The following is a 20,336-nucleotide window of genomic DNA, read 5'->3' as shown; positions in this document are numbered from 1 at the left end:
GATGACACCCATGGATGACCTCTGGTTCGACCCATCGCAGACCTTCATCGCGGGCGCATGGCACCCTGCCCCCGCCACGCTGCCGCTGATCGACCCGTCTGATGGCACGGAGATTTGCCAGATCGCCCGCGGCGGACGGGCGGAGATTGACGCGGCAGTGACAGCGGCGGAGGACGCGCTGAGTGGCCCATGGGGCGATATGCCCGCATTCGAGCGGGGCCGCATCCTCAACCGGATCGGTGCATTGGTGATGGAGCGGGTGGAGCTGCTCGCCCGGATCGAAGCGCGCGATGTGGGCAAACCCCTCACCCAAGCCCGCGCGGATGCCATCGCACTGGCCCGCTACATGGAGTTCTACGCAGGTGCCGCGGATAAACTGCATGGGGAGACGATCCCGTTTCTGGCTGGATACACCGTTTATACCTTGCGGGAACCGCATGGCGTGACCGGGCATATCATCCCATGGAATTATCCGATGCAGATCATCGGGCGGTCCGTGGGCGCGGCGCTCGCCACCGGAAACGCCTGCGTCCTGAAACCGGCGGAGGAAGCGTGCCTGACTGCGCTCGCCTTTGCCGATATCGCGCGGGAGGCGGGATTGCCGCCGGGTGCGCTGAACGTCGTGCCGGGGCTTGGGGCGGAGGCAGGCGCGGCGCTGACCGCCCATCCCGGGGTTCATCATGTCAGCTTCACCGGTTCTGTCGGAACCGGCAAGCTGGTGCAATCGGCGGCGGCGGACAACACGATCCCGGTGACATTGGAATTGGGCGGAAAATCCCCGCAGCTTGTGTTTGAGGATGCGGATGTGGACGCCGCCCTGCCATTTTTGGTCAATGCGGGCATCCAGAACGCGGGGCAGACCTGCTCCGCCGCGTCGCGCATACTTGTGCACCGCTCCCGCCTTGCCGAGGTGACAGACAGGATGGCAGACCGCTACGCCGCGCTGCGCGTTGGCCCGGCGATGGCCGATTTGAATGTCGGGCCGCTGATTTCTGCCCGGCAGAAAGAGATCGTGGAGGGCTTCCTCGCCAAGGCTGATGGGCTTGAGATGGTGCGCGGGCAGATCGTGGCGGACGCCCCGGCGGGCGGCGCCTATGTCGCCCCAGCGCTGATTTCGGGGGCGACGCCCGATCATACACTGGCGCAGGACGAAATTTTCGGGCCGGTTCAGGTAATCCTGCCCTTTGACGATGACGCAGAGGCTGTGCGGATCGCCAATGGCACAGCTTACGGCCTTGTCGCCGGGGTCTGGACCCGCGATGCGGGCCGACAGATGCGGATGGTCCGGCGGCTACGCGCGGGGCAGGTGTTTCTTAACAATTACGGCGCTGCGGGCGGGGTCGAATTGCCCTTTGGCGGGGTTGGTGCCTCTGGTCACGGGCGGGAGAAAGGCTTTGAAGCCATGTATGGCTTCACCACCCTAAAGACTGTTGCGGCACTGCATGGCTGACAAGACGGCGTTCATCCGGCTCACATCTGACGCGGACCACTCTCGTGTGCGTGACCTGATGGACCGGGCGGCGGATTATGTGCGGCTTGAAACCGGGCGCGCGCCGGATGATGCCTATGTCACCGAAACGCTGACGGATCGCCCGCCACAGATACCCGCTGATCAGGTCCACCTGATCGGGATAGAGCGGAGGGGCGGCACGCTTGCCGGGATCATCTGTGCGCTGGACGGGTATTATGACGCTGGTGAGTGGTATATCGGCCTTCTGCTGATTGACCCTTTGGCGCGCGGGCGCGGGCTGGGTGCACGGGCGGTGGATCATATCCGCCGCCTTGCCCGCAAGGAGGGCGGTCATACCCTGCGCATCGCGGTGCTGGAGGCGAACCCGGCAGGCCGCCGATTTTGGGCGCGCGAAGGCTTTGCCCTTGAAAAAACCGTGCCATCCCCGCCTGATGGGGACGGGCATACCCGCCATGTGATGCGGCACGATTTGAACGGGAGGACAGCATGAGGCTTGAGGGCAAAACGGCGATTGTCACGGGGGGCGCGTCGGGCTTCGGCCTTGGCATCGCGCGCAAATTCGCGGCCGAGGGCGCGCGCGTCATGGTGGCCGATATCAATGGCGATGCGGCTACGACAGCGGCAAGTGACCTAAACGCCATGGCCTGTCAGGTCGATGTGTCAAACGGTGACAGCGTGACCGCGATGGCGCATGCGGCCATCGATACCTTCGGGCAAGTCGATATCCTGATCAACAACGCGGGCATCACCCATCTGCCGAGCCTGATGGAGGACGTGTCGGAGGAGGATTTCGACCGGGTGCTTGCCGTGAATGTGAAGTCCGTCTACCTCACCGCCCGGGCGCTGGTCCCGCATATGAAGGGGCGCGGCACCGGGGCGATCCTGAACGTCGCCTCCACCGCTGGGGTCAGCCCCCGGCCCCGGCTCAATTGGTACAATGCCTCCAAAGGCTGGATGATCACCGCGACCAAGGCGATGGCGGTGGAACTCGCCCCGTTCGGCATCCGCGTCAACGCGATCAACCCCGTGGCAGGGGAGACCCCGCTTCTCAAAAGCTTCATGGGGGAGGACACGCCGGAAATCCGCGCGAAATTCCTGTCCACAATCCCGCTGGGCCGTTTCTCCACGCCCGAGGATATGGGCAACGCGGCCTGTTTCCTATGCTCGGACGAGGCGAGCATGGTTACGGGTGTCGCGATGGAGGTCGATGGCGGGCGGTGTATCTAAAGACGGGGAGCCGGTCCAGCGGTCGCCCGAGGGGGCCGCACGACCGGGCGACGCTATGCGATTTATCTCAGCGCATCATCCCCCGCAGCCCGCGGCTTGAAACGTCAAAAAGCGGCCGCCTGGGGGCGGGCGGCCGCTGGACCGGCGGCTTCGCCTTGATTCCGGTCCAAAGTCTTGGACAGTATCTGTTGCAACTGGAAAGGACGCGACAATGACCGCCATCAACCTAGCGGAAAAGCTAAGCAGCTTCACCGAACATTGGTCGCCCCGCATCATCGGGCGGTATAACGACAACGATATCATGGTGGTGAAGGTTGAGGGCGAATTCGTCTGGCATGACCACCCGGAAACGGATGATTTCTTTTTGTGCCTCGCTGGCTCCGTCGATATCGAATTGCGCGATGAGGTGATCCATCTAGACGCGGGGGAGCTTTACGTCGTGCCCGCGGGCGTCGAGCATCGGCCCGTCGCACGCGGGGAGGCGCATCTTTTGCTGATTGAGCCGCGCGGCACACCCAACACGGGCGATGCGGATACCGCCGTGCATAAGCCGGAGATTTGAGATGACACCGGGCGCGCGCAACCTCATCACCGATGTCGCCGGGCTGCGTGTCGGCAATGCGGAGGACCATGCCATCAAGACGGGCGTCACCGTCCTGACCGCAGACAGCCCGCTGACCTGCGGCGCGCATGTGATGGGCGGCGCGCCCGGCACGCGGGAGACGGACCTTTTGGCACCGGACAAAAGCGTGCAGGCAGTGGATGCGCTGGTGCTGTCGGGCGGGTCTGCCTTTGGGCTGGATGCCGCGTCAGGCGTGATGGATGCGCTCGCGGCACAGGGGCGCGGGTTTCAGGTCGGCCCGCACCGGGTGCCGATTGTGCCTGCGGCGATCCTGTTCGATCTCATCAATGGCGGGGACAAGGCATGGGGCGTGAACCCCTACCGCGCCTTGGGGGTAGAGGCGGTTGCCGCCGCCGGAGAGGTGTTCGCGCTTGGCACTGCCGGGGCGGGGACGGGCGCGATTGCGGGGCGGCTGAAGGGCGGGCTTGGCTCTGCCTCTTTGGTCGTTGGCGGCATCACGGTCGGGGCGCTTGTCGCGGTCAACAGCCTTGGCAACACCACGATGGGGGACGGGCCGGAATTCTGGGCCAATCCCTTTGAGGTGGACGGCGAGTTCGGCCATTGCGGGGCGGGCCACGCGACCCTGAGTGACACGTTCCAGACCAAACTTGACGCGATGGAGCGGGGCAACACCACCATCGCCATTGTCGCCACCGACGCCAAACTCGACAAAGCGGGCTGCACCCGTCTGGCCACCGCCGCGCATGACGGGTTGGCGCGCGCGATTGTGCCGAGCCATACGCCAATGGATGGCGATCTGACCTTTGCCATCAGCACCGGCACAGGCGAAGCGGGGCCGGAGGCCCTCATGACCCTGGGCCACGCCGCCGCGATCTGCCTTGCGCGGGCCACCGCGCGAGCGGTCTATCTGGCGGACAGCGCGCCGGGCGATCTGGTGCCGACATGGAAAGGACAGTTCGATGCCAACGCATAAAGCCTCCTGCCTCTGCGGTGCGGTGCAGATCACGGTGGAGGGCGATTTGCCCCGGCCATCCGTCTGCCATTGCCGGGAATGCCGTAAACACTCGGGCCATCTGGAAGCCTCCGTCGATGTGCCAGAAAGCTGGGTGACGGTGACGGGCGCGGAGGCCGTCGGCTGGTTCCAATCGTCAGAAAAAGTCCGGCGTGGGTTCTGCAAAACATGCGGCTCGACCCTGTTCTGGGATCCGATCTTTCGCGACTGGACGGCGATTGCGATGGGAGCGTTCGACACGCCCACCGGCACCCAGATTGCCGGGCATATCTTCGTCGAGGAAAAGGGCGATTATTACGAGATCAATGACGGGCTGCCGCAGAACGCCCGGTGAGCAAGGCAAAGCGCGGAGGTTCCGGCCCGCGCCGGAACAGCGCGCGGTCGGGCGACCGTTTTTGGGCCAAGGCTCATGTTGGTCGGCAAATGACAGGTGCAGCACCTCCCGCGCATGCAAATGGCCCGGAGCAAAGGAAAGCAATTCAGGCGGAACAACGCCATCCTTTACCGGGCCGGATTCAAGCCGAAGGCGCCGGCCCAGCGGCCGCCCGCCCCCAGGCGGCCGCTTTACGCCGGTTACGCTGAGCACGGCAGGTCTCATATATTGAACCATAAACCGCGATAGCACATGCCGGTCCGCGGCCCCCTCGGGCGACCGCTGGGTCGGCTCAGGTCGGGCCAAGCGGGGCCGCGCCGATAAACTCACCACATCCCTTTACACCGCGCGCGCCACATCGCTAAATCACCGCGAGTTATGGGGAGGCGGCGATGCAGGGGATTTTGCCCGGGGCGGAGGCCCGCGCAGGCGCAATTCTGAAAACCGGGGCAAAATTGTTGGCGCTGTTTGGCGGCGTTCTGCTCGCCGCGATCGCGCTGGTCACGGTCGTGTCGGTGGTGGGCCGCGCGCTGGTCGCCTATGGCTTTAGCCCCGTGAAGGGTGATTTTGAGTTGGTCCAATTGGGCTGCGCCATTGCGGTGTTCAGCTTTCTGCCATGGTGTCAGATCAACCGTGGCCATGTGACGGTGGACCTGCTGGCCGATCAATTCTCCCCCCGTGTGAAATCCGCCCTTGGCTTTTTGGGCAATGTCCTTTTGGCCATCGTATCCGTGATCGTGGCGCGAATGCTGTGGTTCGGGATGCTCGACAAATTTTGCGCCGATCCGAAAGACCCGGTTGTGGGCTGGCTTTGGTCCGCACTCGGGATCGCGGATCAGTATTGCTGGGTCGAGGCGACCTATGAATTGCAAATCCCTGCATGGTGGGGCTATGCGCTCGCTACCGTGGGGGCGTGGGTGTTCGCGCTCGTATGCCTCTACACCGTGTGGCGCAGCCTGAACGAGACGATCCGGGGGGATGGCCTGTGAGTGGAATTGAACTGACCCTCTACGGTTTTGCCGGGATGCTAACGATGATCGCGCTGCGCGTGCCGATCGCGGTGGCGATGGCCGTCACAGGGTTCATTGGTGTCTGGGTCACGCTGGGGCGACCCGATCCGGCGCTCAACCAACTGAAATCCGTAACCTTCGACACATTCTCCAGCTATTCGCTGTCGATCATTCCGCTGTTCCTGCTGATGGGGCAATTCGCATCGAAATCGGGCATGTCGGCCAAGCTGTTTCGCGCGGCGGCTGACTGGATGGGCCACCGCAAGGGTGGCATCGCGATGGCGTCCGTGGGGGCCTGCGCCGGGTTTGGCGCTGTCTCCGGCTCATCGCTGGCCACCGCATCGACGATGGGTCAGGTCGCCCTGCCGGAGATGAAGAAATATGGCTATTCTGATGCGCTCTCCACCGGTGCGCTGGCGGCAGGCGGGACGCTGGGCATCCTCATCCCGCCTTCGGTGATCCTTGTGATCTATGCGATCCAGACCGAGCAGAATATCGAAAAGATGTTCGCCGCCGCGATCATCCCCGGCATTATTGCAGCCCTTGGTTATATGCTTGTCGTGGCGCTGTATGTCCGGCTCAAGCCCGATGCCGCGACCGCGCAGCCCAAGGTCGCCCTTGCCCAGCGGATGCGCAGCCTTGGCGGGGTGTGGCCGGTTGTGATGATCTTTGTCCTTGTGATTGGCGGGATCGCGGGGGACTGGAACTGGTTTCGTGATGGGCGTCAGGCCCTGTTCACCCCGATTGAGGGCGCGGCTGTCGGGGCCGTTGCCACCGGGCTCTACGGGCTTGCGACCCGGAGCCTCGGGCGCCGGGCCATTGTCGATTGCGTGCTGGAAACCGCCAAGGCGACGGCGATGATCTATTTCATCCTGTTTGGGGCCGCATTGTTCAACATGTTCCTTGCCTTCACCCAGACGCCGCAATTGCTGGCGGATTGGGTCACGACCCAAGGTTTTGCGCCGATGACGGTGCTTTTGCTGATGCTGGTCACTTATCTGATTTTCGGCTGCGTGATGGACAGCCTGTCGATGATCCTTTTGACCATTCCCATCTTCTTTCCCATCGTCATGGCGCTCGATTTCGGGCTAACGCCTGAGGAAACCGCGATTTGGTTCGGGATCATTGTCCTGATCGTGGTCGAAGTGGGGCTGATCACGCCGCCCGTGGGAATGAACCTTTTTATCATCAACGCGTTAGCCAAAGGGGTGCCGATCCAGACGACCTATCGCGGGGTGGCCCCTTTCGTGCTGAGCGATCTGGTGCGGGTGATCGTTCTGATCGCCGCGCCCGGTTTGTCACTGTGGCTGGTGCGGGTAACGTTTTGAGCGGAGGTGGCGGATAGCCGCCGATCTCTTGGTTGGATCATGACACCCGATGCTCCGGCGGCTTGGAAACCGGTGATCCGGTTGATGCAGAGGATGGGCCATGCGATCAAGAGTGGCACCACATGTGGGACGTATGATGTCACTTAGGAAACCTGCCGCGATCTGTGCGCTCTTCATGCTTGCGGCATGTGGGGAGGAGGCCGCGTTTCTGACCGTGCCCGACGTGACCACCCCCGTCCGCTATGACATTGAGATCGTCGGTGCCCCGGATGAACGCGTCGAGGAGGTGGCAGAGGATAGCCTCGCCCTATTTGTCGAGCAGGAAGATGGCGCGCCGTCGCTTGCCTTCTTGCGGCGGCGGGCGGAAGGTGACGTGGACGTGCTGGAAAGCGTGCTGCGCGCCGATGGTTATATCCTGCCCGAGATCACGGTTCTGGTGACACCTCCGACCGAGGATGACCCTGACAGCCGCGCGAATGTGCGGCTCCAGATCGAACCGGGGCGGCAGTTCATCCTAGAAACGCATCAGATCGAATTGCTCAATTCATCGCCCGTGCGGGATGATATCAGCGGGGCGGTTTATGGCTCGCCCGTGGGGAAGGCCGCACTTGCCAGCCCGATCATCTCAGCCGAAGACGCGGCCGTCGCGTCACTTCAGCGGGACGGCTATGCTTATGCCCGCTTTTTGCGGCGCGATGTGCTGGCCAATCCTGAACAGGCCACGCTGACGGTCACATCGCAGATTGATGCAGGCACCCAATACACATTCGGAGAAACTCTGTTCGAGGGGGTGGAAACGGTCGAGTTGGATTACCTGCGCACCTATATCGACTGGGACCGGGGGGAGATTTTCGACGGGGCCAAAATCCGCGCGCTCCAGCAGGATCTGGCGCGGACGGAGCTTTTCACCTCCGTCTCCGTTGACCGCCCGGAGGACGCGCCCGAGGGCGGCGAATTGCCCGTTCTGGTCCGGGTTGAAGAGCGCAAACCGCGTACGTTCTCCGTCGGTGTGCGGCTCAATACCGACCTTGGGCTTGAGGTCGGCTCATCGGTCGTTCACCGCAACCTTCTGGGACAAAACGAGACGGTGGGCATTCGTGGTGAGGTGAATGAGCGCAACACCGTCGTTGGCTTTGACGGAAAAATCCCGCAATACCGCCGCTCCGGTCAGGATCTGGTGGCCTCCATCGAATTTCGGGACACGTCGGAGGACGCGTTTGACGGCCAAACCGCCTCTGCCGAGATCGGGTTGGAACGGCAGATTGACGACCGCTGGCGCGGCGGGGTTGGCCTGTCACTGGAAACGGCAAATCTGGTGGACAGTGGCGTCACCCAAAACTCACTGGTTTATGGCCTGCCCATCACCGCAAGCTATGACAGCGTGCGGGACAAGTTCGACCCGCGCAATGGCGCGCGCCTGACGGCTGAGGTCACGCCCTATATCGGGGAGGTCAACAATCGCGACGTGCAGTTCCTGCGCTCGGATGCCAAGATTTCGTTCTACCGGCGGCTGGATGATGATGGCGGGTTTATCTTTGCCACCCGGTTCCGCGTCGGCTCCATCCTTGCCGATGACGTGAACAATGTGCCAGCGCCCTTGCGCCTGTTTGCGGGGGGCGGCGGGTCCGTGCGCGGCTTTGTCAGTGATGGGATCGGCCCTCGGGACGCACAGGGTGATCCGCGCGGCGGCCTTTCGGTCCTGGAGGCGGGCGCGGAAGTCCGCCTGCGCTTTACCGACACAATCGGTGGCGTCGGATTTGCCGAAGCGGGCATCGTGAACGATTCGCCCATTCCGGACGCTGTTGGCGATGTGCGGGAGGCTGCGGGCCTTGGCCTGCGGTATTTCTCCCCCGTGGGGCCGATCCGCGCGGATATCGCCGTGCCGCTGGACCGTCGCCCCAATGAGGACCGCTATCAATTCTACCTTTCTATCGGTCAGGCCTTTTGATGCGTGCTCTGGCACTCATAACGCTGATCCTGACGCTGTTGGCAGGACCATCGCAGGCGCAAACGTCGATTTTCAATCTGCGCAGCGGGATTGTTCAATTCGCGTTGGAGCAAGTCTCCACCCCCGGCTCGTTTGAAGTGACCGCCGATGAGGTGGATGAACCGACCGAAGGGGAAACCCGCCTTCGCGGCGTGCGCGTGTCCGATGGGCGTGGCACTTGGATCGAGATTGACGCGCTCTCCGTCAGATGGAACGCAGCGCGGCTTTTGCGCGGTCAGTTGGAGATCGAGGCGCTGCAAATCACCGGGATGCGCATGACGCGCCTGCCCGATCCTGCCGCCGAAGCGCCAGAGATCGCGGATGATGCGGCTGTGTCCGGCTCCTTTTCGCCCTTCGCATGGCCACGCAGCCCCATTGGGCTGATCGTCAACGATCTGACGCTGCGCGATATTTTCATCGCGGATACGGTGCTGGCGCAGGCCATTCGCTTTGACGCTACGGGGCAGGTGCGGGACGAGGGCGATGTGCAGCGGGTTTCCCTTCAAATCAACCGCCGCGACGGGGTGGAGGGCAATATCGCGCTATTCCTTGAACGGCTGTTCGACAGCAACACCCTGACGCTCGACATTGACGCGGCAGAGGCACCCGGCGGGATGGTTGCGGCCTATACTGGCCTGCCGGAGGACAGCCCCGTGCGGCTGGACCTTTCCGGGCGCGGGCCACAGGACGACTGGCTTTTGGAACTGGAGGCCGAGGCGGAAAACGTCGTGCTGGCCCAAGGCTCCGCCGGGATTTCCTATGTCGCGCCGCTCTCCGTTCAGGCGGATTTCGCGCTCTTTCCCGGCGCGCAGATGGGAGAGGCCGCGCGCACCGTGTTGGGGGACGCAGCCATTCTGGAGGTCGCGATCAGCGAAAATGCCGATGGCCTGATTGCGATTGACGCGGCAGAACTGACCTCCCCCGCGTTGCAGATGACCGCCGATGGCACGGTGGATCGGGCCAGCGGGGCGCTTGACCTGCGGCTGAACCTGAATGGGGAGGCGACCCTTGCCGCGCTCTCGCCTGCGGTGGATTTCGACGGCTTTTCCTTTGATGCGACGATGCGCGGTGCGACCCGAGATTTCGAACTGGACGGGTTCGGCACCCTGCGCGCGCTTGAGACCGCATTCGTGGGAGCGGAGGCGTTCAACCTCACGCTCGAAGGCGGATATGACGGCACCACCGGGCGCGGCGTGATACAAGGCGCGGCCACGGACCTGCGGCTTGACCGGTTTTTGATCCCCAACGCGACCCTGTCGCTTGACGGATCAGCCACGGCGGAGCGGCTGACGCTTGATCGGCTGGCGTTGCGGTCGAATATCCTTGTCGCGGATGCGTCCGGCTCTGTCGCGATGGATTTCCAGAACGGCACCATGACGGCAGAGGCCGCTGTCGCTGATCTGGGCCAATTGGCGCGCACCTACGGACAGGAGGCCGATGGGGCCGCACGGCTGACCCTGAATGCCACATTGGACGCTGGTTTTCTGGACGCCACGGCGGAGACGACGCTTCAGGGCATCGAAACCCCGCTTGCCGATGTTGGACGTGCCGTTCTGTCGGGCCGCATGACCCGCGATCCCGAAACCCAACAGATCGAAGTGACCGCCGGGGGCCGCGCGGATCGCCTGCGGCTGGACCGGATCGGGCCGGAGATATTGGATCAGGTCGATCTGCGCATCGCGCTGATGCAAGAGCCGGGTCGGCTGTTGCTGCGTGAGGTGTTCCTCGACGCGCCCCTGCTGACCCTTGAAGCGAGCGGTGAGATCGGCGCGGGCGCGGATGACCTTGTCTACCGGGTGGAGACGCCGGGACTGCGCCCGGTGGCGCGCGCCTATGGGCTTGACCTGTCGGGCCGCTTGTTCGCCGAAGGACGGCTAGAGACCACCGGCCCGGAGGAGCGGCGCCTGACGGGCTATGCCCAGCTTGCGAATGCAGCGGGCTTTGGCCAGACTTTCGGCACGGTGACGGTGGATCATACCGTCCTGCTGGCGGAAGAGATCACGGGCCGAGTGCGCGTCGATGGCGAGGGCGGGCTGCTCAATAACAGCAATTTCGCGCTTGGCTTTGGGTTCGGGAATGAGCGTGGGCGGATCACCGGGCTTACGGGCAATATCCTCGGGCTGGAATTGAGCGGTGATGCGGATATCGCACTGCCTGCGGGCGGGCAGCCCTTGGCCACCGGTCAGTTTCAGGTTTCCCAATCCAACCTTGCGCCATTGGGCCGACAATTCATCCCGGCGGCCGGCCTACAGGGTGGGGCGAATGGCGTTCTGAGCTTTGACGCGCGGACGGGCCAACAGGGCGTGCGGCTTGATTTCGACGTGCGCGACCTGACCGCGTCAGGGGTTTATGTGGAAAGCGGCGTGCTTGATCTGGTGATTGAGGATGCGTTCGGCGCGCGGGGCGTGACGCTTGATCTGGGGATGGACACGGTGGCGATTGCCAATGGCACCGAGCTTGACCGGCTTGACCTCTCCGCCAATGGCCCGCTCACGGCGCTGCGGTTCACGACCAATGCGCAAGGCACGGTGCTGCGCGATCCGTTGGTGTTCAACGCAGGCGGGGTGATGGCGCTCCAGAATGGTGTTGAGGTGCAAATGAGCTCCCTTGATGCGGTGGTGTCGGGAGAGGTGTTCGCCATTGCGCAGCCCTTCACGCTGCGCTCTGGCGCGGGGGGGCAGGCGGTATCGGGCCTGTCGCTCAACCTGCCGCGCGACGGGCAACTGACGGCGGATGCTACGGTCACTGAACGTGGCGCGCAGGGTCAGGTGGCTGTAACGGGTCTGGACCTCGCTTTTGTTGGCGAACTGGCCGATATTCCGTTCCGTGCGGGCCGGATCACCACGGTCGCGGATTTCGACACGACCCCCGGCAGCGCATCGGCGCGTGTGGATTTTGTCGGCAGTGGCATCGTGGCGCAGAATGTCCCGCCAGAGACGGGCGCGCTCGACATCACCGCCAGCAGCCTCTGGGACGGGACCAACCTGCGCACAGAGGCAACCGTGCTGGGCGGGTTCGAGCGCCCATTGCGCGCGCGCGTCGTCCTGCCCCTGCGGCCAAACCGCAATGGTCCCATTCCCCTGATCGAGCAGGGCGCCCCGATCGACGGGGAAATCAACTGGGACGGCGATATCGGGCGCATCTGGGAGGCCCTACCGATCCCCGATCAAGTATTGTCCGGTGAAACAGTCATCGCGCTGCGGGTCGCGGGCACGGTTGGCGCACCCGAATTTTCGGGGGCCGCAACGCTGGAGAATGGCCGATACGAAAACCTGCCCGCCGGTGTGATCCTGCGGGATGTGAGCCTGCGCGCCTCTGCCGAGAGCCTGACGGAGCTAAGCATCGTCGCGAACAGCAGCGATGGTGGGGCGGGCACGGTCGCCGCGCGCGTTTCCCTCAGGGCGGGGGATGGCGCGCTCAATATTGATGGCACGATCACGGCGCGGGATGCGGTGCTGATCCGGCGGGATGACATCACGGCCCAAATCTCTGCCGATCTGGTGTTGGACGGCACGCAGGCCGATCTGTTGGCCTCTGGCGACATCACGATTGACCGGGCCGAAGTGCGGCTCGTCACGGCAGGCGCGGCGGATGTGGAAACGCTTGGGCCCATTCGCATCGTGGGGCAGCCCACCATCGTGCAGGCGCGCGATGATCCGTCTAACATCACGCTGGATATTCGGGTGACGGCACCGGGGCGGATTTATGCGCGCGGACGCGGGTTGGATTCCGAATGGGGCGCGGATTTGCAAATCTCCGGCACCACGCGCACGCCGCGTGTGCTTGGCACCGTGACGGAGCAGCGCGGCAGCTTCACCCTGATCGGTAAGCGGTTCGAGATCACCGAAGGGGTCGCCACGTTCAACGGTGGGCTGGTCATTGATCCGATCATCCGGGTCGTCCTGCAACGCGAAACCAATGACCTGACCGGTCTTATCATCATCGAAGGCACGGCATCAGCCCCGACCATCAGCCTGTCCTCGGTCCCGGTTTTGCCGGAAGAAGAAGTGCTGCCGCAGCTGTTATTCGGGCGCTCGCAGCAATCACTGACCGCCGGGCAGACACTGACGCTTGCCTCTGGTCTTGCGACGCTGTTATCGGGCAATGCCGGGCCGCTGGATGTGGCCCGCTCGGCCCTTGGCGTTGACGTGTTGCAGATTGATCCGGGCGAAGATGGCGACGCCACCGTCACTGTCGGACGGACGATTGCCGATGGCGTCTTTATCGCAGCAGAACAGGGATTGGCCGGATCGGAAACCGGCGCCGTGCGGGTGGAGATCGACATTTTCGACAATGTCGTCATTGACGGTGAGGCCAGCCAGACCGAAGGCAACTCCGTCGGTGTGACCTATAGCATCGACTTCTGATCCTCTGGCCCCGCGCGCGCGGCTCGGATATGCTCCGCGCAATTGTGATTGATGGAGGCCCCATGCTGTTTGCCCTGATCTGTACCGACAAACCCGGCGCCCTGCCCGTGCGGCAGGAAAACCGTCCGGCCCATGTGGCTTATCTCAAGGAAAGCGGCGTGGTGCAGCAGGCTGGCCCGTTCCTGAATGACGCGGGCGACATGCGCGGATCGCTCGTGATCCTCGACGTGGCGGACCGTGCCGCAGCAGAAGCATGGGCCGCGAATGATCCCTACGCCAAGGCGGGCCTCTTTTCCGATGTGCGGATCGAGGCGTGGAACCGGGTGATCGGCTGATGCGCTACTGGCTGTTCAAGAGCGAGCCGGAAACATGGGGCTGGGACAAACAGGTCGCCAAGGGCGATGCTGGTGAGGAATGGGACGGCGTGCGCAACTATCAGGCCCGCAATTTCATGCGGGAGATGCGCGTGGGCGACCGGGGCTTTTTCTATCATTCGGTCAAGGAAAAGCGGATCGTGGGGATCGTCGAAGTGATCGCGGAGGCCCATCCCGACAGCACAACCGATGACCCGCGCTGGGAATGCGTCGATATCAAAGCGATTGAGCCGGTGCCAAACCCCGTCACCCTCGATCAGATCAAGGCGACACCGGATTTGTCGGACATGGCGCTGGTGAAATCCTCCCGCCTGTCGGTGCAGCCCGTGACGGACGCGGAATGGGCCATCATCTGCAAAATGGCCGGGCTTTAGCCGCCCGTTAGCGCAGCCGGGCTGAACAACACGCCGAACTGCTCACACCAGATCACGACCGATTGGTAGGCGGAGAGGTCCGCGTCGTCGGGGATGATATAGGTCTGATCCCCGATATTGCCCTTGAGCTGCCCAAGCGACAGCCACGCTGCCCCGGCCACATCCGCTGAGCGGACAGGATCAGGATGCGCGGAAAGCCACACTTCAAGGTCTGGGCCATTGGTCACCTGAAATTCCGTCAGGCGCAGCAGCTTTGCCCCGCCCCCGGTTTCCAGGATTTGCGCGATGCCCGTGCCCTGATGGCTGCGATCAGCGTCGCGGAATTGCCCGCGCGCGACCTCTTGCACCATCAATTCATCCGGCAGGGCCTCTGACACCACATCGTCGATCCAAAGCGGGGAGGCCAGATACCAAAACGCGTTCCCGGCCACAAACCCGACCAGAAACACCGGTATCGCGATTTTGAGAAACCTGCCCATGATCCGCCTCATCTTTCAAATCTGTGGATTTCAAACCTAGCATCGCGCATCCTTTCCACCTAGCAGAAATGGGAGCGAGATAATGGACTTCATTGCGGTCATCGCGGCGGCGGTCGCATCATACATCTTTGGTGCCATCTGGTATGGCGTCTTGGCCAAGCCGTGGCAGGCGGCAGCGGGCCTGACGGTGGAAAAGCTCAAACAACCCGGCGGACCGCAAAGCGGCTCTGCCATGCCCTATGTCATCACCTTCGCGGCCACGCTGATTGCGGCAGGGATGGTTCGGCATATCATGGTGGCCTCCGGCGTGGAGGGGGCGGTCAGCGGGCTGATCACGGGGCTCGGACTTGGCCTGTTTATCGCAACACCGTGGCTGTTGACGAATTACACCTTCGCCATGCGTCCGATACGACTAACGGTGATTGACGGCGGCTATGCCACCATCGGCAGCGGGCTGATGGGGTTGGTGCTGGCGCTGTTCGGGGTCTAGCGGCAGGTGCCCCAGCCGACATTCTGCAAATGGAAATGATCGGCATGGAGCCTGTTATACTCAGGGCCAAGCACGGTCCTGAACCAGTCACAGGCCCCGTCCCGCGCCGCGCGCAGAAACGCGGCTTCATCGGGCGTGCCGCTCCAGCCTTCGAGCAGCGTGATACGGCGCCCTGACTGGGTGACGAACCCTGCGATGTCGATGGCGTCGGCTGTGGAATGGGTGCTCATCCGCTGTCCCTTGCCACCCGTGGTTCGAATGGGGCGGCAGGAATAGCTCGACATATGGTCGATCCGGGAAAGCGGCTCTCCCAGATGCGCAAGGGCGGCGGGCTGGAGGCTATGGACCTCCCACATCGCCATGCGCAGCGCGATCTGGCAGCGGGTCTCCACCGGGGTGATCTGACTATCGCCGACTGCGGAAAGCGACACCCGATCCACGATCCCGCATTGATCGCTGACCACCCTGTCCTCCAACTGCGTCAACTGCGCGGCGGGGGCGGTCACCGTTGCGCACAGCGCCCCATCGGTGAGCGCGCCGCGCAATTTCATGCCCGTAAACGGCGTCACCGGAGCTGCGACGTTCAGCGGTGTCAGCGGGTTCCAGTGATCGGGCAAGGGGGTCTTGGGATGGGTCAACCCTTGCCATCCGGCAAACCCGACGGCACCCAAAACGCAAAGTGTTAAGATGGCACGGCGCATGATCCTCTCCCCTTCGCTTCCGTCCTAGGATCAATGGGTTGAGAGGGCCAGCCGCAGGCACGAAAAACCCCCGGCGCAGCGCACCGGGGGTGAAGGTCATCCGTCTTTTGAGCGGATTAGTACCGATAGGTGTCCGGCTTGAACGGGCCTTCGGTGGTCACGCCGATATAGTCGGCCTGATCCTTGGACAGTTCGGTCAGTTTCACGCCGATCTTGGCGAGGTGCAGACGCGCCACTTTCTCATCAAGATGCTTGGGCAGAACGTAGACTTCGTTCTTGTACTGCTCGCCCCGCTCCCACAGTTCCATCTGCGCCAGCACCTGATTGGTGAAGGACGCGGACATCACAAAGGACGGGTGCCCGGTGGCGTTGCCAAGGTTGAGCAAACGGCCCTGGGACAGAAGGATCATGCGGTTGCCCGAGGGCATCTCGATCATATCGACCTGATCCTTGATGTTGGTCCATTTGTGGTTCTTGAGGGCTGCGACCTGAATTTCGTTGTCGAAATGGCCGATATTGCCAACAATCGCCATGTCCTTCATCTCGCGCATATGCTCGATGCGGATCACGTCCTTGTTGCCGGTGGTGGTGATGAAGATATCCGCGTCCTTCACGGTGTCCTCAAGGGTGGTCACCTCAAAACCGTCCATCGCGGCCTGAAGCGCGCAGATCGGATCGACTTCGGTCACCTTCACACGCGCGCCCGCGCCACGCAGGGACGCGGCGGAGCCTTTGCCCACATCGCCATAGCCACAGACAACGGCGGTTTTGCCGGCCATCATCGTGTCGGTCGCGCGGCGGATACCGTCAACGAGGCTCTCTTTACAGCCGTATTTGTTGTCGAATTTCGACTTGGTGACAGAATCGTTCACGTTGATCGCGGGGAAGGGCAGTGCACCCTCACGCTGCAATTCATAAAGGCGGTGAACACCGGTCGTCGTTTCCTCCGACACGCCCTTGATCTGGGCTTTCATCTTGGTGAACCAACCGGGGGAGGCTTCCATCCGCTTTTGGATCTGCTTCTGGATCACTTCCTCTTCTTCGGAGGTCGGGACGCCGAACGCCTCACCCCCTTCGATGCGTGCACCCAGAAGGATATAGAGCGTCGCGTCGCCGCCATCGTCGAGGATCAGGTTCGGCCCCTCGGGGAACTGGAACGACCGGTCGAGGTAGTCCCAATGCTCTTCAAGCGTTTGGCCTTTGATCGCGAAAACGGGCGTGCCGCCCGCAGCGATTGCGGCAGCGGCGTGATCCTGTGTGGAGTAGATGTTGCAGGACGCCCAGCGCACATCCGCGCCCAACGCATTCAGCGTCTCAATCAGAACGGCAGTCTGGATCGTCATATGCAGGGAGCCCACGATGCGCGCGCCCTTGAGCGGCTTTGCCGCGCCAAACTCCTCGCGCAGCGCCATCAGGCCCGGCATTTCCGTTTCCGCGATATCCAGTTCCTTGCGTCCGAATTCAGCAAGGTTGATATCCTTCACGATATAGTCGGTTGTCATGGTTTAACCCTTAAGAATGCTCATTGCTTGCTGCGCACATAGCACCACTGGTCCCGTCCGGCAATGTATGGCAGGGATTGACGGACACGGATTAATCCTCGGTAAACAAAGCGATGTATGGCTGATATCTAAACCGACGGTTTCTCTTATGACCCGTTATTTCCACAATCAGCCCAAGACCAAGCAACTTTTCGGTTAACTTGTTGGCAGCCTGAGGCGTTATCGATAATATCTCAGCAACATCAGCAACGGCAAAGATTGGGCGCTGGTACAGTGACTCGAGCAATTTTAAGCCGTTTGCCGCGCCGCGATCCAAATGGGACACAATCAGATCGCGATGGGCCTCTCTCAGATCAACGATACGGCGTGCGGTCTCCGTCGCTTCGTTCGCGACTTCCGCAACACCACATAGAAAGAACTTGATCCACTCTTCCCAATGTCCGCTATGCCGGATTGCCTGTAAGAGATCATAGTATTGCTGGCGATTACGCTTCAGATAGTAAGACAAGTATAAAACAGGCTTGATGAGCGTTTCCCTCTCACAAAGAAGTAATGTAATGAGAAGGCGCCCAGTCCTTCCATTTCCGTCTATAAATGGATGCAGAGTTTCGAATTGCGCATGTGCTATGCCGATCTTAATCAATAATGGAATGGTGTCTTTTTGGTGAATATATCGCTCCAAATTGGTCAGAAGATCTGGGAGCGCATCGGGTGGCGGTGGTATAAAAGTCGCAGTCTTTAGCGTAGCCCCTGAAGGACCAATCCAGTTTTGTGTTTGTCGAAACTCACCTGGCGTCGCATGTTGTCCTCGCACCCCTTGCATCAGATGCGCATGAATTTCACGGATAAGCCGCATCGATAGTGGGAGCGTATCCAGCCGTTCCAGACCATAGTTTAGGGCGTTTACGTAGTTGAGCACTTCCCCAACATCATCGGGTCGCTCGGGATCAAAAACTTGCGCTTCGACTTCGAGCACATCGCCTATTGACGCTTGCGTTCCTTCGATTTGCGACGAGAGAACCGCCTCTTTGCGGACATACATAAACACAAACAGATCGGCATTTGGCAGCGATTGCACTGATCCATCAAGCCGCCCCAGAGCGCGATCTGCCCGCGACAACAGCATTTGCATTTCACTATCGATGTTAAGCGGCGGATCAACAGGGAGATGACTAGGAAGAAAAGCCTTATAGCCTTGTAGTTGCGTGATAAATCTTCCAGCAGAACGTTGCATGACATGGTCCATGGCTTATGTATGTCAAATTACACATAGAGCTCAAACTGCCCCCATAATCAACTGACAGTTTACTATGGATCGGAATTGGCGCCTTATGTTCCAGCGCTTTAATACCGAGAAGGAGCCACGAAATGCCCCCTCCCCCCCGCGCATGGCAGCGGATGTTGTCTGGCCGGCGGCTTGATCTGCTGGACCCATCCCCGCTGGATGTCGAGATCGAGGACATCGCCCATGGCCTCGCCTTTGTCGCGCGCTGGAATGGGCAGACCTATGGCGCCTATCCTTATTCGGTGGCGGAGCATTCCTTGCTGGTGGAGGGCCTGTTCGGCCAGATCGCCCCGAACGCGCCGGTGAAATGGCGATTGGCCGCCCTTTTGCATGATGCGCCGGAATACGTCATCGGGGACATGATTTCGCCGGTCAAGGCGGCGGTCGGGCCGGGCTATCGGGCGCTGGATGACCGGCTGATGGCCGCGGTACATCTGCGGTTTGGCCTGCCCGCGACGATCCCCGCGCATGTGAAGAAACAGATCAAGCGGGCGGATCGGATTTCCGCATGGCTTGAGGCGACACAGATCGCCGGGTTTTCAGTGACAGAGGCGAACAAGCTCTTTGGCGCGCCACGCCATGACGGGGCAGGCGCGATCCGCCTGTCCCCCCGCCCGCCGATGGAGGTAAAGGCCGACTTCATCGCCCGGTTCGAGACATTGCTCAATGAGCACGCACCATGACGCGCCCGATCCGGGTCGAACTCTCCGCCGTGTTGGTGGGGCTTGCTGGAGCCGGGCGGGAGACGACGCCCTATGTGCTGACCCAGCCGGGGCCAGACCTGCCCACCCGCGCCTTTGACCCCGATGAGCACCGCACGCTGGAACTGTCCCTGCGCGACTGGGTGGAAGGAACGACCGGGCTGCGCCTTGGCTTTGTCGAACAGCTCTATACCTTTGGCGACAGCGCGCGGGAGGCTCGGATTGCGGCACGGGCGGCGCATACCGTGTCCATCGGATATTTGGCGATCGTGTCGATGCAGGCAGAGCGCAAACCCGGCTCCGACTGGCGGCCATGGGGGCAATTCTTCCCATGGGAGGATCGGCGCGATGGCATCCCACAGATGCTGGAGGACGACCTGCTGCCGCGCCTGCGCAAGGTGAACCGTGGAGCGTCATTTCAGGATCGCGTGCGCCTTGCCTTCGGGCTGGACGGGTATCCGTGGCGCGACGAGTTGGTGCTTGAACGGTATGAACTGCTTTATGGCGCGGGGCTGGTGGCGGAACATTTCACGGATCGCGGCGCGGATATCCCTGAGGAGCTGCCCGCCTTTGGCCGCGCATTGCCGGTAGATCATCGCCGGATTTTGGCCACGGGTATCGGGCGGTTGCGGGCCAAGCTGAAATATCGCCCGGTTCTGTTTGAATTGATGGCAGATACATTCACGCTGGGCGATTTGCAGGACGCGGCGGAGGCAGTGACCGGCCAATCGCTTCACAAGCAAAACTTCCGCCGGATGATCACGAAATCCGGGTTGATCGAGCCGACAGGATCGCTCTCACAACGCCATGCCGGACGCCCTGCTGCGGAATACCGCTTTGCCCGAGAAGCCGAATGGGACAGACGCTTGGCCACTGTCCGCTTTGGTGGTGCAAGACGCTAGGGCGCGCTCCCGCACGTCGCTGGCCCTTCGGGCCGCTCCCTTTGGGCCGGGCGCCGCGCCTTGCGGCGCGGCGGTGCCTCCGGCGGGGACTATTTGAAGAAAGTGAACCACTACCGACTTACGTCGGTAGCATCTGGGCTGTGCGTCGCGAGGTACTGAAGTACCAGGTC

19 protein-coding genes are annotated in these 20,336 nt (G+C 62.3%); 15 read left to right on the top strand and 4 right to left on the bottom strand.

What is annotated here, in order from left to right; all coding sequences use genetic code 11:
- Position 1 precedes the first annotated feature (1 nt).
- From FHS89_RS14495 to FHS89_RS14440, 12 genes are all read left to right on the top strand, one after another.
- The gene (locus FHS89_RS14495; protein ID WP_184012842.1) at positions 2-1,450 is read left to right on the top strand and encodes an aldehyde dehydrogenase family protein; all 1,449 of its coding nucleotides are present in this window, start codon (positions 2-4) and stop codon (positions 1,448-1,450) included.
- Positions 1,443-1,961 (top strand): GNAT family N-acetyltransferase, encoded by a 519-nt coding sequence (locus tag FHS89_RS14490; protein ID WP_184012841.1) that lies wholly within the window; start codon positions 1,443-1,445, stop codon positions 1,959-1,961. Before FHS89_RS14495 ends, FHS89_RS14490 begins: the two co-directional genes overlap by 8 nt.
- Positions 1,958-2,698, top strand: coding sequence for an SDR family oxidoreductase (locus FHS89_RS14485; protein WP_184012840.1), 741 nt, complete (start codon positions 1,958-1,960; stop codon positions 2,696-2,698). Before FHS89_RS14490 ends, FHS89_RS14485 begins: the two co-directional genes overlap by 4 nt.
- Positions 2,699-2,909: 211 nt before the next feature.
- Positions 2,910-3,260 (top strand): cupin domain-containing protein, encoded by a 351-nt coding sequence (locus FHS89_RS14480; protein ID WP_184012839.1) that lies wholly within the window; start codon positions 2,910-2,912, stop codon positions 3,258-3,260.
- A gap of 1 nt (position 3,261) precedes the next feature.
- A complete protein-coding gene (locus FHS89_RS14475; RefSeq protein ID WP_184012838.1) occupies positions 3,262-4,254 on the top strand; it encodes a P1 family peptidase in 993 nt (330 codons plus the stop codon).
- Entirely contained in the window at positions 4,241-4,627 is a 387-nt protein-coding gene (locus FHS89_RS14470; RefSeq protein WP_184012837.1) for a GFA family protein, read from the top strand. The genes FHS89_RS14475 and FHS89_RS14470 overlap by 14 nt, the downstream gene beginning before the upstream one ends.
- 431 nt (positions 4,628-5,058) lie before the next feature.
- Positions 5,059-5,655, top strand: a complete 597-nt coding sequence (locus FHS89_RS14465; protein ID WP_184012836.1) for a TRAP transporter small permease — start codon at positions 5,059-5,061, stop codon at positions 5,653-5,655.
- Positions 5,652-7,004, top strand: coding sequence for a TRAP transporter large permease subunit (locus FHS89_RS14460; RefSeq protein ID WP_184012835.1), 1,353 nt, complete (start codon positions 5,652-5,654; stop codon positions 7,002-7,004). Before FHS89_RS14465 ends, FHS89_RS14460 begins: the two co-directional genes overlap by 4 nt.
- Positions 7,005-7,140: 136 nt before the next feature.
- Entirely contained in the window at positions 7,141-8,952 is a 1,812-nt protein-coding gene (locus tag FHS89_RS14455; protein WP_184012834.1) for an autotransporter assembly complex protein TamA, read from the top strand.
- The gene (locus tag FHS89_RS14450; RefSeq protein ID WP_184012833.1) at positions 8,952-13,358 is read left to right on the top strand and encodes a translocation/assembly module TamB domain-containing protein; all 4,407 of its coding nucleotides are present in this window, start codon (positions 8,952-8,954) and stop codon (positions 13,356-13,358) included. The genes FHS89_RS14455 and FHS89_RS14450 overlap by 1 nt, the downstream gene beginning before the upstream one ends.
- A gap of 62 nt (positions 13,359-13,420) precedes the next feature.
- The gene (locus tag FHS89_RS14445; RefSeq protein ID WP_184012832.1) at positions 13,421-13,693 is read left to right on the top strand and encodes a YciI family protein; all 273 of its coding nucleotides are present in this window, start codon (positions 13,421-13,423) and stop codon (positions 13,691-13,693) included.
- A complete protein-coding gene (locus FHS89_RS14440; RefSeq protein WP_184012901.1) occupies positions 13,693-14,106 on the top strand; it encodes an EVE domain-containing protein in 414 nt (137 codons plus the stop codon). Before FHS89_RS14445 ends, FHS89_RS14440 begins: the two co-directional genes overlap by 1 nt.
- Here the strand turns inward: FHS89_RS14440 and FHS89_RS14435 are convergent.
- Positions 14,103-14,585: a DM13 domain-containing protein gene (locus FHS89_RS14435; protein WP_184012831.1), complete on the bottom strand. Its 483-nt coding sequence runs from the start codon at positions 14,583-14,585 to the stop codon at positions 14,103-14,105. The two genes, FHS89_RS14440 and FHS89_RS14435, sit on opposite strands and share 4 nt — an antisense overlap.
- Positions 14,586-14,667: 82 nt before the next feature.
- Between FHS89_RS14435 and FHS89_RS14430 the strand changes: the two genes are divergently transcribed.
- Positions 14,668-15,075: a DUF1761 domain-containing protein gene (locus FHS89_RS14430; RefSeq protein ID WP_184012830.1), complete on the top strand. Its 408-nt coding sequence runs from the start codon at positions 14,668-14,670 to the stop codon at positions 15,073-15,075.
- Here FHS89_RS14430 and FHS89_RS14425 read toward each other — a convergent pair.
- From FHS89_RS14425 to FHS89_RS14415, 3 genes are all read right to left on the bottom strand, one after another.
- On the bottom strand, positions 15,072-15,776 hold the full coding sequence (locus FHS89_RS14425) for an extensin-like domain-containing protein (RefSeq protein WP_184012829.1): 705 nt from the start codon (positions 15,774-15,776) through the stop codon (positions 15,072-15,074). The genes FHS89_RS14430 and FHS89_RS14425 overlap by 4 nt on opposite strands.
- Positions 15,777-15,892: 116 nt before the next feature.
- Positions 15,893-17,278, bottom strand: a complete 1,386-nt coding sequence (ahcY, locus tag FHS89_RS14420; RefSeq protein ID WP_184012828.1) for an adenosylhomocysteinase — start codon at positions 17,276-17,278, stop codon at positions 15,893-15,895.
- 91 nt (positions 17,279-17,369) lie between these two features.
- Positions 17,370-18,524 carry a Fic family protein gene (locus tag FHS89_RS14415; protein ID WP_221229452.1) on the bottom strand — a complete coding sequence of 385 codons (1,155 nt, stop codon included), beginning with the start codon at positions 18,522-18,524 and terminating at the stop codon, positions 17,370-17,372.
- Positions 18,525-18,646: 122 nt separating this feature from the next.
- Between FHS89_RS14415 and FHS89_RS14410 the strand changes: the two genes are divergently transcribed.
- The gene (locus FHS89_RS14410; protein WP_184012827.1) at positions 18,647-19,246 is read left to right on the top strand and encodes an HD domain-containing protein; all 600 of its coding nucleotides are present in this window, start codon (positions 18,647-18,649) and stop codon (positions 19,244-19,246) included.
- Positions 19,243-20,166 carry an NrtR DNA-binding winged helix domain-containing protein gene (locus tag FHS89_RS14405; protein ID WP_184012826.1) on the top strand — a complete coding sequence of 308 codons (924 nt, stop codon included), beginning with the start codon at positions 19,243-19,245 and terminating at the stop codon, positions 20,164-20,166. The genes FHS89_RS14410 and FHS89_RS14405 overlap by 4 nt, the downstream gene beginning before the upstream one ends.
- The last annotated feature ends 170 nt before the right edge of the window (positions 20,167-20,336 follow it).

The sequence above is a fragment of the Rubricella aquisinus genome, assembly GCF_014199445.1.
GTDB lineage: Bacteria > Pseudomonadota > Alphaproteobacteria > Rhodobacterales > Rhodobacteraceae > Rubricella > Rubricella aquisinus.
The sequence above is the reverse complement of the archived record's forward strand: the minus strand, read 5'-3'. Positions and strand labels throughout refer to the sequence as shown.

Excerpts from the sequence above, each read along its gene's own strand:
- FHS89_RS14495 (WP_184012842.1), top strand. The coding sequence starts at position 2 with ATGACACCCATGGATGACCTCTGGTTCGACCCATCGCAGACCTTCATC.
- FHS89_RS14490 (WP_184012841.1), top strand. The coding sequence starts at position 1,443 with ATGGCTGACAAGACGGCGTTCATCCGGCTCACATCTGACGCGGACCAC.
- FHS89_RS14485 (WP_184012840.1), top strand. The coding sequence starts at position 1,958 with ATGAGGCTTGAGGGCAAAACGGCGATTGTCACGGGGGGCGCGTCGGGC.
- FHS89_RS14480 (WP_184012839.1), top strand. The coding sequence starts at position 2,910 with ATGACCGCCATCAACCTAGCGGAAAAGCTAAGCAGCTTCACCGAACAT.
- FHS89_RS14475 (WP_184012838.1), top strand. The coding sequence starts at position 3,262 with ATGACACCGGGCGCGCGCAACCTCATCACCGATGTCGCCGGGCTGCGT.
- FHS89_RS14470 (WP_184012837.1), top strand. The coding sequence starts at position 4,241 with ATGCCAACGCATAAAGCCTCCTGCCTCTGCGGTGCGGTGCAGATCACG.
- FHS89_RS14465 (WP_184012836.1), top strand. The coding sequence starts at position 5,059 with ATGCAGGGGATTTTGCCCGGGGCGGAGGCCCGCGCAGGCGCAATTCTG.
- FHS89_RS14455 (WP_184012834.1), top strand. The coding sequence starts at position 7,141 with ATGTCACTTAGGAAACCTGCCGCGATCTGTGCGCTCTTCATGCTTGCG.
- FHS89_RS14450 (WP_184012833.1), top strand. The coding sequence starts at position 8,952 with ATGCGTGCTCTGGCACTCATAACGCTGATCCTGACGCTGTTGGCAGGA.
- FHS89_RS14445 (WP_184012832.1), top strand. The coding sequence starts at position 13,421 with ATGCTGTTTGCCCTGATCTGTACCGACAAACCCGGCGCCCTGCCCGTG.
- FHS89_RS14440 (WP_184012901.1), top strand. The coding sequence starts at position 13,693 with ATGCGCTACTGGCTGTTCAAGAGCGAGCCGGAAACATGGGGCTGGGAC.
- FHS89_RS14435 (WP_184012831.1), bottom strand. The coding sequence starts at position 14,585 with ATGGGCAGGTTTCTCAAAATCGCGATACCGGTGTTTCTGGTCGGGTTT.
- FHS89_RS14430 (WP_184012830.1), top strand. The coding sequence starts at position 14,668 with ATGGACTTCATTGCGGTCATCGCGGCGGCGGTCGCATCATACATCTTT.
- FHS89_RS14425 (WP_184012829.1), bottom strand. The coding sequence starts at position 15,776 with ATGCGCCGTGCCATCTTAACACTTTGCGTTTTGGGTGCCGTCGGGTTT.
- ahcY (WP_184012828.1), bottom strand. The coding sequence starts at position 17,278 with ATGACAACCGACTATATCGTGAAGGATATCAACCTTGCTGAATTCGGA.
- FHS89_RS14415 (WP_221229452.1), bottom strand. The coding sequence starts at position 18,524 with ATGGACCATGTCATGCAACGTTCTGCTGGAAGATTTATCACGCAACTA.
- FHS89_RS14410 (WP_184012827.1), top strand. The coding sequence starts at position 18,647 with ATGCCCCCTCCCCCCCGCGCATGGCAGCGGATGTTGTCTGGCCGGCGG.
- FHS89_RS14405 (WP_184012826.1), top strand. The coding sequence starts at position 19,243 with ATGACGCGCCCGATCCGGGTCGAACTCTCCGCCGTGTTGGTGGGGCTT.